At 48.0% G+C, this 15388-nt stretch carries 8 protein-coding genes; all 8 read left to right on the top strand.

The features are described 5' to 3' along the window. The first annotated feature begins 137 nt into the window (after positions 1 to 137). Positions 138 to 3566 (top strand): SusC/RagA family TonB-linked outer membrane protein, encoded by a 3429-nt coding sequence (locus HGH90_RS06245; RefSeq protein WP_169190661.1) that lies wholly within the window; start codon positions 138 to 140, stop codon positions 3564 to 3566. A gap of 18 nt (positions 3567 to 3584) precedes the next feature. Beyond that, positions 3585 to 5267, top strand: a complete 1683-nt coding sequence (locus HGH90_RS06240) for a RagB/SusD family nutrient uptake outer membrane protein (RefSeq protein WP_169190660.1) — start codon at positions 3585 to 3587, stop codon at positions 5265 to 5267. 4 nt (positions 5268 to 5271) lie between these two features. Continuing rightward, positions 5272 to 7434 carry a TIM-barrel domain-containing protein gene (locus HGH90_RS06235; protein WP_169190659.1) on the top strand — a complete coding sequence of 721 codons (2163 nt, stop codon included), beginning with the start codon at positions 5272 to 5274 and terminating at the stop codon, positions 7432 to 7434. Between the two features lie 180 nt (positions 7435 to 7614). Continuing rightward, complete coding sequence (locus HGH90_RS06230; RefSeq protein WP_169190658.1) at positions 7615 to 8193, top strand: RNA polymerase sigma factor; 579 nt, start codon at positions 7615 to 7617, stop codon at positions 8191 to 8193. Positions 8194 to 8278: 85 nt separating this feature from the next. Beyond that, the gene (locus HGH90_RS06225) at positions 8279 to 9430 is read left to right on the top strand and encodes a FecR family protein (RefSeq protein ID WP_169190657.1); all 1152 of its coding nucleotides are present in this window, start codon (positions 8279 to 8281) and stop codon (positions 9428 to 9430) included. Positions 9431 to 9605: 175 nt separating this feature from the next. Further along, positions 9606 to 13034: a SusC/RagA family TonB-linked outer membrane protein gene (locus tag HGH90_RS06220; protein WP_169190656.1), complete on the top strand. Its 3429-nt coding sequence runs from the start codon at positions 9606 to 9608 to the stop codon at positions 13032 to 13034. Positions 13035 to 13046: 12 nt separating this feature from the next. Continuing rightward, positions 13047 to 14519: a RagB/SusD family nutrient uptake outer membrane protein gene (locus HGH90_RS06215; RefSeq protein ID WP_168767543.1), complete on the top strand. Its 1473-nt coding sequence runs from the start codon at positions 13047 to 13049 to the stop codon at positions 14517 to 14519. A gap of 10 nt (positions 14520 to 14529) precedes the next feature. Beyond that, positions 14530 to 15366 carry a DUF4843 domain-containing protein gene (locus HGH90_RS06210; RefSeq protein WP_168767544.1) on the top strand — a complete coding sequence of 279 codons (837 nt, stop codon included), beginning with the start codon at positions 14530 to 14532 and terminating at the stop codon, positions 15364 to 15366. The last annotated feature ends 22 nt before the right edge of the window (positions 15367 to 15388 follow it).

Genomic DNA, 15388 nt, shown 5'->3' with positions numbered 1-15388 from the left:
ATAGGGTATAACTGCATTTAACAAAATGCCGGTAATCTGGCAGGACTACCGGCCTGTTATGTAAAAATGCGTCATCGTGCGGAAAGTAGAGCCTCCGCGCACGGGCGACGTTTGCTTAAACAAAACACGTTAAAAGTATGAAAAAAAGATTATCCACGGTATTATTGAAGTGGGCAAGATGTTTTATCATTTATTTCCTCGTAGAATTGATGGTGTTCAACACCTCCTCCGGGAATCCGGTAAATGCCCAAATGAACAATGTCATCAAAGAAAACTTCCAAAACATTTCTGTAAGAAAACTATTTTCCATTATCAATGAAAAGACGGCCATCACATTTGTATTCGATGCCAGCAGCATTCACCTGGATACCTTGGTGCGCATGAACGCGCACAGCTTAACTGCGACCAATATATTAGACAGTTTATCAGAAAAGCTCAACTGGTCTTTCAGGCAAATCGGCAATACCATCACAGTGAGAAGTAATCCGCCAAGAGCTGCGGGGCCAGGCCGTTCACAACGGGCTTCCGGATCGTTGGCCACACCTGTCCGGAGTGAGGCCGCCAGGGATACCTTTCGCGTTACAGGAACGGTAAAAGATACTCTTGGCATGCCACTGCCAGGCGTTACAGTACAGGTTAAAGATGCCGCCGGCGGAACCGTTACAGATAATAACGGACGTTATACTATTGATGCAGCACCCCATGCTACCCTGGTATTTTCTTTCATTGGATTTGACCGCAAAGAAACCAGTATCGGAGGCAGCCGTCGCCTGGATGTTACGCTAGGCAGCGCTGCCAGCGGGTTGAATGAAATAGTGGTAGTCGGATACGGTACCGAGAAAAGAGCCACCCTCTCAGGTTCCATTGCTACAGTTTCAGGGAAAGAAATAAAAGATCTGCCGGTAGCCAACCTTTCCAACGCATTGGCCGGGCGGCTGTCAGGCGTACGGATTACGCAGTCAGGCGGTAAACCGGGCATGGCCTCCTCTATCAGCATACGTGCTGCCGGCACCTGGAATAATGCCAGCCCGCTTTTTGTCATTGATGGGGTAGTGCGGGATCAATTTGACTTTGATGCGCTGGACCCCAGTGAAGTGGATAATATATCCATACTAAAAGACGGCGCTTCCGCCGCCGTATACGGTTCCCGCGCTGCCAACGGCGTTATCCTGGTCACTACCAGGCAAGGTAAGGAAGGGAAAACCGCTATTTCGTACAACGGTTCCGTAGGCGTAGAAAAACCAATACATATTCCCGAAGCACAAAACGCCTATAATCAGGCTATAACCATCAACGACGCACTGCGTGTTGATAATATCCCCACTAACGATGCCAGGTATTATTCGCCCGACGAGTTGGATTACTTTAAAACACATAACTGGAACTGGATCGATGAAGCCTGGAAAAACCCTGTCACCACACGTCATTCATTATCGGTAAGCGGCGGATCGCCCAGGGTACGGTATTTCATGAACGGCGCTTACTATTATGCCACCGGCTCGTTCAATAAACTGGATTTCCGCAAAAATACCCTGAGAGCCAATGTAGAGGCAGATATTACCAACAACCTTACTGCATCCTTAAATGTAAACATGGACGTAAGGAATGATCAGAAGCCCTATTGGCGGTACGATGGAGACGGCGACAATATGGAAGACCTGTACAAGGCTTTCCTGTTCAGAACACAGTCGGTACCACCGTATATAAACGGTAAGCTGAACGGCACTTATGTTGAATGGTCGCCGCTCGCCATTACAGAAGGACAGACGGGATACAATAAAAAGAAATTTTCCAATTATAACACTATCGCTACTCTCCGCTATAAAGTACCATTTGTACCGGGGCTGGAGTTGAAAGTGATGTTCAACAAATACTCCAGGACCAGTTTCGTGAAGCAGTTCAGTTTGCCATATGAACTATCCGTATTTAAGCGAAGAGGCGATCACAATCACATTGTTACAGATGAATTGGAGAGTGTAAAAGTGCGTAACGACGGTGAATTCCTGTATGAATCATATGATAACCAGGATGCATACCAGCTGGATGGATATGTCTCCTATAATCGCTCTTTTGGATCTCATAAGTTGAGCGCTTTGCTGGTGTATGAACAGGCAGAAAGCAATGGGAATAACTTTAATGGTCAGCGTAATAACTTTGTTTCGCCCGCGGTTGACCAGCTGTTTGCAGGCAGCGCTGCCAGCCAGTTTGCCAATGGTAGCGGATGGGAAGACGGCCGTGTGTCCTATATAGGCAGGTTGAATTATAATTATGGGGAGAAATATATCCTGGAAGGAGCTTTCAGGTACGATGGTTCTGTAAAGTTTTCGCCTCCGAAGCGCTGGGGATTTTTCCCTTCTTTGTCGGCAGTATGGCGGATTTCAGAGGAACCTTTTTTCAAGGATAATGTAAGATTTGTCAACGACCTCAAACTGAGAAGTACTATCGCTTTGATTGGTAATGATGCAGTGGGCGGCTGGCAATGGATGCAACGTTATAATGTTACCAATGGAGCGGTTTTCGGTAGTATTACCAGTGGTGTTGCTCCCGGCTCACTATCGAATGCTGATATTACCTGGGAAAAGTCTGTATCCTGGAACGGGGGATTGGATGCCTACCTGCTAAATGGTAAGCTGAATTTTTCGGCAGATGTATTCCGCACGCATACCTACGATATTCTTGGTCCCCGTCAACAGAGCGTACCATCTACGTTCGGGGCTACCCTGCCGGCAGAAAATTATGGTATCGTCAATGCAAGGGGGTTTGAGTTGTCGGCAAGATATAACGGTGCTGTAAACAAGCATTTCAGCTATTATGTATCCGGCAACTTTGGCTATGCTACCAATGAAGTAAAGGTACGGGATCAACCGGCGAATCAAAGGGCTTATAAATCCATTATCGGGTACAATATGGACCGTATCTGGGGATATGAAGCCACTGGTATTATCCGCACGCAGGCAGACCTCGATGCGCTGCCGGCCGGCTATACAATCTTTGGCCAGAAGCCGGAGCTGGGTATGCTGAACTACCGCGATCTCCGCGGAGCGGTAGATGATAAACCGGATGGAAAAATAGATGAAAATGATGCGCAGTATATCGCCAGTCATAGCACGCCTCCGGTTAATTATGGCATTGGTATGGGATGTACGTGGAAGGGGCTGAGCCTCGACCTGCTGTTGCAGGGATTGGCAGGAAGTAACGCTATGATTGACGTGCGTTATATACAAGCCAGGACAGAAGAAACAAATTTTGCCTACTGGAATGATCACTGGACACCTGGAAATCCTAATGCGGCATTTCCACGGGCAGCAAGGAATACCGCCGATAACGCCTCCACATTCTGGCTGCGCAACAGCTCTTTTTTACGATTAAAAAATGTGAACCTGTCGTACGACCTTCCCAGGCTGTTGGTTAAAAGAAGCGGTCTCGCAGCGGTGCGGGTGTTCTTTATAGGTACCAACCTGTGGCTGCTGGAAGACCATGTGAAGGTGAGAGACCCCGAAGCTGCAAGTATGCGTTCTTATCCCCTGATGAAGAACTACACTTTTGGCCTGAACATTACTTTATAACGTGAAAAGAAAGTATTTATGAAATTCGGATATACTGTTATATATGCCTTGTTTTTTTTCTGTTGTCTTACCGGCTGCAGCAAAGTGCTGGATAAAAAAGACCTGAGCGCCGTTAATGAATCTGACATCTGGAAAGATAGTAAGCTGGCAGTGGCTTATGTCAATAAATTATATGATGATAACCTTCCGGGCTGGAATACGTCCGACGCCGGTACTTCCGATGAAGCTCCCGGTGGAGAGGCAGTGATGTATGGACAATTGACTATTAACTCGTTCGACTTATGGTCTTATAGTAAGATCAGGAATATTAATATCCTTTTAAAGAACATAGACGGAGGAACTTTACTGGCAGGAACAAGGGACTTGTTAAAAGGGCAGGCCTTCTTTTTGCGGGCATGGGACTATTTTAGCATGGTACGGCTATACGGCGGTGTGCCGCTGATATTGGAACCGCAGAAGATCACAGATAACCTGGCGGTATCGAGAGACAAAACATCAGCCTGTGTTGCGCAAATGGTGGCCGACCTGGATAACGCCGCTAAGCTTTTACCGGCTACATGGTCGGGCGATGACCTGGGCAGGGTTACCAAAGGCGCCGCACTGGCGCTGAAAGGAAGGATATTAATGTATTATGCCAGCCCGCAATTCAATCCATCCAATGATCCTGTAAGATGGCAGAATGCCTATGATGCCAATAAGGTGGCGAGGGAAGTACTAGAAGCAGCAGGGGGAGGGCTGTATGACAAGTTTGCCAATATCTGGTTTGATGAAATGAATAAAGAAGTGGTTTTTGTAAACCGCTATGCTTACCCCGACAAGGTGAACGACTGGAATGCCGCTACGCGCCCGCTGAGCGAGGCGCAAAATAACACCGGCGCCAATCATCCCACGCTGGAAATGGTCAATGCTTTCCCTATGAAAGACGGCCGGCCTATCACGGATCCGGCTGCAGGCTATGACCCTGTACACTACTGGAAGAACAGGGATCCCCGTTTTGCTGCTACTGTTGCCTTTAATGGTTGTCCCTGGGAGTTAAGCGGGAAAGCAGGAAGGCGGCAATGGAACTATGTGGGTGCAGAAACACAGTATCTTACAGAGACTGGTTTTTACTGTAAGAAAGCGGTAGATGTAAGTTATTCTAAGTTCTTTACCTACAACAGCAGTACGGATTGGATAGAAATACGCTTTGCCGAAGTGTTGATGAATCTGGCCGAATGTGCCAACGAAACAGGTAAGACTGCCGAAGCCTATGAAATACTTAAACTCATCCGGAAGCGCGCCGGCATTGAAGCGGGAGGCGATAACCTATACGGCATGAAACCGGGCATGAGCGTGGACGCTATGCGGGATGCAATCAGGCTGGAAAGAAAAATAGAGTTTGCGTATGAAGGAAAACGGTACTGGGACCTGCGCAGATGGAAACTGTTTGAAAAAGAACTCAATGGTAAAGTAAGACATGGTCTCGTGATTACATTATTGATTTCGCAGAATGAATTCAGTAAAATTCAGGATACCGTTAATCTTGACCAGAACTATAGCAAGTATTTCAAAGATTCGTTAGTGGCAGTAGATAAAGTCTTTAAAATAGATTTTAAGAGTAATTATTATTTTTATCCCATCAACACCACGCACCTGGAGTTGAATGGTAATCTCAAACAAACAAACGGATGGGATGGCGGTGCATTTGATCCCTTGCAATAATTTTATGAAGACGAAATTGTTTTTTTTCCTGATCTGTATTTTTATCGGATCAGTATCGCAGGCGCAGCGGGTACCTTTAAAATGGGAACAGGTGGCACCAGGTATCTGGAAAGCTACCGTGGGGCAGCCGGATAAGGTAGACCTGCTGGGAACAGCAGGTGGAAGTCCCCGGAAAGAGGCATTGCAAAAGCTGGGAGAGCAGCCATTTCCGCTTCCTTTGCCGGATTGTAACGCGGAAATAAAGGAGGGAAAGGTTTACCTGCGTTTTCCTTTGCAGGCAGAAGAACAGCTGTTTGGCCTTGGTTTGCAATTTAAAACGGTTAACCGCCGGGGGCAAGTGTTGAACCTGCACATGGATCACTACGGGGGCAGCGACAATGGCCGTTCCCATGCCCCAGTTCCTTTTTATATTTCCAGCAAGGGATATGGCGTGTTGATAAACAGTGCCCGTTATATTACGGTATATGCAGGATCAGCGGTGCGGGTGAACAGCCAGCATCCTCCCAAAGTATACGACCGGAATACGGAAGCCGACTGGAGTGCACAGCCTTATTCTGATGCGGTGGAAATGTTGGTGCCAACAGCGGGTACAGAGGTATATGTTTTTGCTGGTAATACCCCAATGGAAGTAGTACAACGTTATAACCTGTTCAATGGCGGGGGCGTGCTGCCTCCTAAATGGGGACTTGGTTTTACACATCGTATGCCTACGTTGTCTACCGCAGACCAGGTGGAAGCAGAAGCCGGGGCATTTAAACAACATGGCTTTCCGCTGGACTTTATCGGGCTGGAGCCAGGTTGGCAAACAAAAGCCTATCCCTGTACTTTTGAATGGGATAAAACAAGATTCCCCGATCCGGCAGGTTTTGTAAAAGACATGAAGGCAAAAGGCATTCGTCTCAATTTATGGCTGAACCCTTACCTGTCACCTGCGTCGTCGCTGTACGAAGCGGCGAAGCCACTATCGGGTTCTCATACCGTATGGAATGGATTGGTACCGGATCTTACCTTGCAACCTGCACAGGAGTTGTATAAACAGCTTTTCAGAAAACAGCATGTTGATATCGGTGTTTCTGGTTATAAAATTGATGAAGTAGATGGATATGATAACTGGCTATGGCCGGATGTAGCTACTTTCCCTTCCGGAACGAGTGCAGAACAAATGCGCCAGTTATTTGGAGTAATGATGCAGCGAGCTACCGCCGAATGGTTCAAAGAAAAAGGTGTACGTACCTATGGCCTGGTACGTGCTTCGAATGCGGGCGCTTCCTCGTTACCGTATGTAATCTATAACGATTATTACAACCATCGCGATTTTATCACCGCGTTGTGCAACAGTAGTTTTATCGGCGTGCTCTGGACACCGGAAGTAAGGGCCTCCAAAACAGCAGAAGAATGGTTGCGGCGTATGCAGTCGGCTTGCTTTTCTCCGATGGCTATGCTCAATGCCTGGGCGGATGGCACCAAACCATGGAGTTTCCCGGAAGTGGAAAAACAGGTAAAAGATGTGGCATTACTGCGCATGCAGTTGTTCCCTTATCTCTATACCGTTTTCTCTCAATACTACCTGGAAGGAAAACCGCCGGTTAGAGCCATGAACCTGGTAGAAGGCTTCTCTTTTAGTCATCAGTCGGAGAAGGCTGCACTGGATGGAACAGAAAATCCCTACCAGGTAGCCCTGCGGGAAGATGTGAAAGATCAGTTTATGCTGGGAGATAACCTCCTGGTAGCGCCAATGTTTGCCGGCCAAACGGAAAGAAAGGTGATACTGCCGCAAGGCAAATGGTACGACTTTTACACCGGCGAATATGTTGGAAACGGCAGTATCATTGTTGCTAAGCCTGGCTTAGATAAAATACCCTTATACGTAAAAGACGGTGGCATTATTCCTATGATCCCACCAGTATTGCATACCCCGGCGCCCGGTGAACAATTTCCGCTGGAAGTCCGCCACTATGGTGAGGCAGAAAGTGCATCGGTGCTATATGATGATGATGGGGAATCCTATGATTACCAGCAAGGGAAATATATGCAGTACCAGTTTTCTGCTAAAAAGAATAAGCAGGGAAAATGGCAGGAAAAGGTAGTGATAGAAAACAAACAGGGGGTAAAGCAGGCGTATAAAGATATTAAATGGCGGTTTATGCTGCCATCTCCTCAAAAATAAGCATTTCCCGTAGGGAATATTTTTTTCATTTACTTGTGTAAAATAGGGAGAAAGGGGTGGAAACGCCCCTTTCTCTTTTACGATCAGGACACTGTTTGTTGCCGGTTAACATTTGCATCCCACTATTAAAACAAAGAATCTTTTTACAAACCGAAACTATTTTTAGTTTTATGGTCAATTATGGGGAGGGATGAATTACTGCATGCAAATGACCAGGACCTTTTAGCTGAGATCGGCAGAAGGAATGGTCTTGCTTTTGACGTTTTATATAACCGTTACTGGAAGGATGTTTTCAACATCGCTTTCAAGCGTATACGTAATGCAGATGTGGCGCAGGATGTAGCGCAGGACGTGTTTGTTCAGTTATGGACCCGGGAAAAAGCGACCCCCATTGATAATCTTCCCGGGTACCTGCGTATAGCCACGCGCAACGGAGTTTTCAGGCAAATGGAAAAGGAAAGCCGGTATGGCGACTTGCCGGACGACAGCGAGGACCTGCTGCGAAGCTACGGTCTGGCAGATGGGCATGTGCTGTATAAGGAATTCCAGGCTGCGTTTGAAGCGCTCACCAATACGCTGCCGGCGCAACAAAGGCAGGTTTTCAACCTGCGGTTCCAGGAAGGACGCAATACACAGCAGATCGCTGAACAGCTGGGCGTGTCAGAGAAGACTGTCAGGAATCAAATGGGCAGAGCCTTGGCCAAACTGAGGGAGTCGCTGATCATACTGCATGTTGCCCTGTTATTAACTATGAAATAATTTCCTAGTCATATATAAATTAAAAATATTTATTATCTGCGTGGGCGGATTTGAATATTTCTACTCATACTAATAGAAACAGGCCATGATGGATAACCGCGAGCGGGAGCTTTTCAAATTAATGCTAAATCGATTCAGAACAGGAAACGCCACTGGTGAAGAGATGGTGTTCCTGGAATCCTGGTTTGACCTGCATGATACAGAAGAAGACCTTATCACAGCGGAAAATGAGTCGGCCTACGAAGAGATGAAAGCACGGCTGAAAAGCAAGATAGATGCGGAGATAGCGGTAGCAGCGCCGCCAGCACAGGGAAAGCGCATGCCGGTGTGGCGATGGGCTGCAGCAGCAGCCATCGTAGCCGCGATTGGCACCGGTGCTGTATTCTTCCTGCGCCAACAGCCAACATCACAACGACAGGAGGCAAGGGCATATGCCACCGGCGCTCCTACACTCCGCCTGGCCGATGGCACCGTGATAGCGCTCGACAGCGCCACCGGCGGCCAGATCGCCAGCCAGCAGGGAGTTATTATCACCAAAGAAAAAGACGGCACATTATTATATAAAACCACATCCGCTGAAAAGAGTGATCCTAACCAGGAAAATGTATTGTCCACCCCGGCAGGCACGAAGTTCAAAATCGTGCTGCCGGATAATTCTATCGTATGGTTGAATGCCGCCAGCACATTGAAGTATCCCGCCGCTTTCGGCGCGGCCAACAGAACGGTTAGGTTAACAGGCGAAGCCTACTTTGACATTGCTGCCGATCCGGCTAGGCCGTTTGTGGTACAGGCAGGGCAGCAGTCTATACAGGTATTGGGCACCGTGTTTAACGTAAATGCTTACCCGGAAGATGGTTTATCTAAAACCACCCTCCTGCAGGGCGCGGTAAAGGTGAGCCACAACGGCGGATCAGTCGTGATCCAACCCGGTCAGCAGGCCATCTGCGAAGGAAATACCGGCAATAGTATCCGGACCACCACCGCAGATACAGAAAAGGAAACTGCCTGGATAAATAACCTGTTCTCCTTTAAAAATGACAACCTGCCATCTGTGATGCGCGATGTGGCGCGATGGTACAATGTGCAGATAAGGTACAGCGGTCCTATACCGGAGGAAAGATTTTTCGGGGAAATATCCAGGAACAGTAAACTGGAAGATGTTTTAAAAATATTGGAGATCAACGGGATAACATTCGAAGTAAAGGACAACATCATCACAGTTACCAATAAAAATTAATGCGGTCATAGCACCATCACTGTCAACTAAAATTTCAAGATTGTATGTATGAACGAATAATCATCTAAAACCAACTTACCAAATCAACCAGCATGCGATAACGCCGGATGCCACCAGTAGTATCCGCTACCAGCCGGCGCTTATACGCTCATTTTATCGACTAAATCCGACCAACATGAAATTTAAGTTTCATTGTCCTCCTTTGTCATTCGCGGCAAGGGCAGAGAAACGCTTGCGCTCACCTTTGAGATCGTGGATCCTGCTGCCACTGATCGTATTATTCTTTTTACCAGTCCGCGCGGCCAGCCAGTCTGTCACCATCAGTCGGCACAATGCAACACTGGAAACTATTTTCAGCGACATCAAAAAGCAAACCGGCTTTACATTTTTCTACAAGGGCAACATAAACCCTGCATCTCTCAAAACAGATGTTGAACTGAAGAATGCCAGCCTCGATGCAGCCTTGCAGGCCTGTCTGAAAAAATTCAATCTTGGTTACACCATCGTCAGCAAAACGATCGTCATCACTACCGGAAATGGTGCAGACCACGGAGCGCCTGCCAACAGCAGTACTGTAAAGGATAGCCTGGTTTACGGAAAAGTAGTGGATAGCCTTACCAAAGAAGCAGTGATTGCGGTTTCTGTATTCGTAAAAAACGCCGCTGCGCGGGCGCTCACCAACGAAAAGGGACAGTTTAATATCAGCGCCGATCCGGGAGATGTGCTCATACTCACCAGCGTTGGCTACAGCACAAAGGAAGTGCCTGTACACGCTATCCGCAACCAAACCATCGTCCTGTCGCCCAAGGCCAGCTCCCTGAATGATGTGGTGGTAACGGGTTACCAGGTGATCAAAAAAGACAATTACACCGGTAACGCCATCGTGGTAAAAGGAGAAGACCTGAAGCGTCTCAACCCGCAGAATATGCTCAAAGGCCTTGCCTCCTTTGATCCCTCTTTCCGGATAGCCGACAACAACCTGTTCGGCTCCGATCCCAATGCCATGCCCAAGATTAACATCAGGGGAACCACTGCCATGCCTAACGGCGAGATACTGGACAGGAACAATCTCTCCAGCTCTTACAACCTGCCCGTATTTATCATGGACGGATTTGAAGTACCCCTGCAGAAGGTAGTAGACCTGGACATTAACCGTATTGCCAGCGTTACCATCCTGAAAGATGCCGCCGCCACGGCAGTGTATGGTTCCCGCGCCGCCAACGGTGTTATTGTGATCACCACCAAAGCACCACAGCCAGGCCGTCTGCGATTATCGTACAATGCTGAGATGAAGGCTACAGCCCCCGACCTCAGCGACTACAGTGTACTCAATGCCACTGACAAACTGGAATATGAAAGACGTGCCGGCTTATACTCTTCCAAAAACAACACCGCCAACACACAAGACGAACTGGATCAGCAATACTATTCAAAACTGAAAAATGTAGTGAGCGGCGTAAATAGCTACTGGTTGTCGCAACCGCTCCGCAATGCTTACTCGCAGAAGCACTCAGTATATGTAGAAGGCGGCGACTCCAGCTTTCGTTATGGAGTAGACCTCCGGTATCAAACAGATCCCGGGGTGATGAAGAACTCCGGCCGTAACCGTTACAGCGGTGGCATGAGTTTTACCTACAATCCTAACCGGAGGTTAGTGCTGAAAAACGACCTGACTGTTACCCAGGTGAATGCACGCAACTCCAACTACGGCGACTTCTCCACCTATGTGGCCATGAATCCCTATTATCCTATTTATGGAGATGATGGTAAACTGATCCGGGAAATCGCCAACTGGCGCGTGGATACGCACCAGCCAGGCAGCAGCCAATACAAGAATGTACCGGTGTTGAACCCGCTCTATGAAGCCAGCCTGGGCAATTTCGACAAATCAGATTACCTGGAATTGATCGATGCATTTTCAGCCGATTGGCGCATCACGCCCGCCTTACGCGTAATAGGCCTCATGAGTTTGAACAGTACCAAAACTACCACCGATAAATTTGTTTCCCCTTTCAGTAATGCGTTTTACCTGGATCCCCCGGAACAGGCCATGAACAAAGGCTCCTATGATTATACGGCTACACGCTCTCTCAACCTGGATGGTAACATCCGCATGGTTTATAATAAACTGATTGGTCAGCACTCCGTGAACGCCGTATTAGGCGCTAACATCACCTCTGCTACCAGCGATTTTAAAGGCTTCCAGGCACGTGGCTTCTCCAATGATAAATTTAGCAGTATCGCCTTTGCCCGCACCTATACACCCAACGCAGCCCCCAGCGGCAACGTGGATGAAAGACGCCTGATCGGCTCCTTCTTCAGCGGCAGCTACTCGTACCAGAATAAATACCTGTTCGATGCAGCCGTTCGTTTGGACGGGTCCTCCGCTTTCGGCGCCAATAAAAGGTTTGCACCTTTCTGGTCCGGCGGTATTGGCTGGAATGTACATAACGAAGACTGGTTCAAAGCTAGTCTGCCTTTCCTGTCGAAGTTGAAACTCACCGGTACTGCCGGCGTGACCGGATCGGTGGATTTTCCTCCTTTCCTCGCCAGAACTACTTATAGTTACCAGACCTCTAACTGGTATTCTACCGGTATCGGCGCTATTGTAAACGGCTACGGTAATGATAACCTGCAATGGCAAAAAACGACCAACTACGAAGCCCGTGCGGAAATTGGCCTGTTGCAGGATAGGATTATCCTTACGCCGGTGTATTATTATAAGCTGACCAAAGGGCTGTTGACAGATATCAATATTGCGCCTTCTACCGGTTTTTCTACTTATAAGGAAAACCTGGGTGATATGGCCAACAAGGGCTACGAGCTATACGTAACTATCAATGCCCTGCGCAAAGAAAACCTGAACATCAACATTACTGGTAACCTGGCGCATAATACCAATACCATCGTTAAAATATCCAACGCACTGAAAGCCTACAATGAAAGCGTTAATAATTACCAGATGGATCCGAACAAGGGCGCACAGGGCAAGCCACTGCTGCGTTTTGCAGAAGGCCAGTCGTACAACACGATATACGGTGTAAAATCACACGGTATCGACCCGCAAAATGGACGGGAGATCTACGAAAAGCCGGATGGAAGTCTCACCTACGACTACGACGTAGCCTACACCCGGCCCATCGGCGATTACACACCAAAAGCGGAAGGCTTCTTCGGTAGTAATATCACCTGGAAACGCTGGATGATGAGCTTCAGCTTCCACTACAGATTTGGTGGCGACATGTATAACCAAACGCTGGTAGACAGGATTGAAAATGCAGACCCGCGCTTTAACGTAGACAGCAGGGCGCTGACCATGCGCTGGCAGCAGCCGGGCGATCAGGCTTTGTATAAGAATATCACCGATCTTAACCTTACCTATGCCAGCAGCAGGTTTGTGCAGAAAGAAAACCTGCTGGAGCTGCAGTCACTCTACTTCTCCTACGACCTGGCACAAGGCATGGCCAAAAGTATCGGCCTGCAATCACTGCGGGGAGCAGTAACTATGAATGATATTCTCCATATATCCAGTGTAAGACAGGAAAGGGGAATAGATTATCCGTTTGCGAGAAGTCTTACCTGTTCTATCCTTGCTACCTTCTAAACAGCCATGATCATGAAGAAATTAATAGTAATACTGAGCCTGGGCGCATCGATGATTTCCTGCAGGAAGTTCCTGGATATAAAGCCACAAACACAGGTAGACAGAGATGAACTGTTCAATTCAGAGCAGGGCTTTAAAGAGGCGCTCAACGGCATTTACACGCTTTGCGCCAGCCAATCGCTTTACGGCGGCCAGCTTACCTATAACATGCTGGATGTGCTGGGACAGAACTATACATTCAGCGACGTCACCAACCAGGACATTGCCAACTTCATTTATACCGGCGGCGCAGTGAAAGGCATGGTAAACGATGTGTGGGGCAATGCCTACAAGGCTATTGCCAACTGCAACTACCTGTTGCAGGCTATTGATAAAGACACAACCTTGTTCAGCCCTGGCAATTACCGGTTGATTAAGGGAGAAACGCTGGCGCTGCGCGCATATCTGCACTTCGATATGCTGCGCCTGTTTGCACCGTCTTATGTTAATGGCCCTACACAGAAAGGGATTCCATATGTTACCAGGGTGGGCACCACTTCTACGCCATTCTCTCCCGTAAATGCAGCCCTCGATAGCGTACTGCGGGATCTCAGTACGGCTAAGAACCTCCTGCAAGGGGACCCAATTAAAAATACCGCTTATACCGTTGGTTATCCCGGCGATGACAAAGCAACTGAACTGAAAAATGCAGATCTGTTCATGCAAAACCGCCGGCACCGGATGAACTACTATGCGGTTTGCGGTGAGCTGTCGCGGGTGTATCTCTACCGAAACGACTATACCAATGCATTAAACAATGCGGCAGAGGTGATATCATCTGCCAAGTTTCCTTTCACCCGGCAGGAAGATTTCTTCCAGACAGATATCCAGCTGCGCGACCGCATCTTTTATAAGGAGTTGATCGGCTGCTGGTATACTGAAACCCAAAGCATCATCGAATCGTTGCAGGCCCGCTTTACCCAGCAGAATCCTGCCTATAGCGGCACTGCGGACCAGGTGAATGATATTTATGAAATCGGTACCGTGGGTGCAGAGGACTGGCGACTGAAGCAATGGTTCCTTAATACTGCGGCTACCACCGGAGGACCGGACCGGGCCGTGTTGCAGAAATACTACCGGAATGCACAGCCGCTTACTAACATTCACCCGTTGGTAGCGCCGGCCATCCGGCTGTCAGAACTCTATTACATTGCAGCGGAAGCCAGCTACGACAAAGATCCTCAACGCGCTTTGAATTATTATAACCAGGTACGTGCCGCCCGCGGCATCGGTTACCAGGTGAGCAGTGTGGCCAGCAAGGCAGCTTTTATTGATCTCCTGATAAAAGAAGCCAGGAAAGAGTTTTACGGTGAGAGCCAGATATTTTTCATGTACAAGCGACTACACCATGCCGTGACCATCAATGCTACCAATTCCAGACAACCATCGAACAGCATTTTCGTATTGCCGTTACCGGATGATGAAAACGCATACAGAAACAATTAACAAGCACACCATGAAAAGATTAAGTATCATCACTATTCTTGCCTGCCTGTTATTCAGCTGTAAAAAGGACAATATTGCGCCTTATGATCTGACCAGGGATAATATCTACCTGAATTATGCCAATACAGACAGTCTTGTTTATTCCTTTGCCTATCACCCGGATCTGGAAAAAGATACCATCTGGGTGCCGGTAATCATCTCCGGAAAAATTACTCACCAGGACCGGCATTTTTCAATAGCAGCAGTGGATAGCGCCACTACCGCCGTCGCCGGTAAGCATTACGAGCCGTTGAAGCCGGTGTATACCATGCCGGCTGATTCGGGGACTACCCGTATCCCCGTGATCCTGCTCAATACAGACACCGCACTGGCGAATAAATCTGTGAATCTTACTATCCGGATATCCGGTGGTACCGACTTCTCATCCAATTTGCCGGTGTCTATCCGTTCCAAGCGCATCTTGTATTCCAACCGCCTGGAAGAGCCGGCGTGGTGGTCGTCCTGGGCTGGTTCCATGGGTAAGTACTCCCGGGTGAAGCATCAGCTATTTCTCATCAGCAGTGGTACTACGGACCTTGTTATTGCCAATTCCTACCCGGACTGGTACATGGAAATTCCGAGAACGCTGTATTACATCGCCAATACCAGGTACCTGTTGCAATATCCTATGGCATGGGTATCAGAACATCCGGAGTCGGGGTACGTACTGGAGAAAAGAAACGACAATACCGGTGATTATGACTTCTTCAGCAAAGCCGCGCCTGCCAAACGTTTTCTCCTGAAGTTTTATCAGTCGGCCAACAAGTATGTGTTTATTGATGAAAACGGGGAACAAGTTCTCTTCTAAAAATATTACTATGAGCAAAAAA

The sequence above is a fragment of the Chitinophaga sp. Ak27 genome (genome assembly GCF_012726295.1).
Lineage (GTDB): Bacteria > Bacteroidota > Bacteroidia > Chitinophagales > Chitinophagaceae > Chitinophaga.
Note: the sequence above shows the minus strand (reverse complement) of the source record. Positions and strands in the feature narration are given on the sequence as shown.

Bases quoted from the DNA above. Each gene is read 5' to 3' on its own strand.
- HGH90_RS06225 (WP_169190657.1), top strand. From the start codon at position 8,279: ATGATGGATAACCGCGAGCGGGAGCTTTTCAAATTAATGCTAAATCGA.
- HGH90_RS06235 (WP_169190659.1), top strand. From the start codon at position 5,272: ATGAAGACGAAATTGTTTTTTTTCCTGATCTGTATTTTTATCGGATCA.
- HGH90_RS06240 (WP_169190660.1), top strand. From the start codon at position 3,585: ATGAAATTCGGATATACTGTTATATATGCCTTGTTTTTTTTCTGTTGT.
- HGH90_RS06230 (WP_169190658.1), top strand. From the start codon at position 7,615: ATGGGGAGGGATGAATTACTGCATGCAAATGACCAGGACCTTTTAGCT.
- HGH90_RS06245 (WP_169190661.1), top strand. From the start codon at position 138: ATGAAAAAAAGATTATCCACGGTATTATTGAAGTGGGCAAGATGTTTT.
- HGH90_RS06210 (WP_168767544.1), top strand. From the start codon at position 14,530: ATGAAAAGATTAAGTATCATCACTATTCTTGCCTGCCTGTTATTCAGC.
- HGH90_RS06220 (WP_169190656.1), top strand. From the start codon at position 9,606: ATGAAATTTAAGTTTCATTGTCCTCCTTTGTCATTCGCGGCAAGGGCA.
- HGH90_RS06215 (WP_168767543.1), top strand. From the start codon at position 13,047: ATGAAGAAATTAATAGTAATACTGAGCCTGGGCGCATCGATGATTTCC.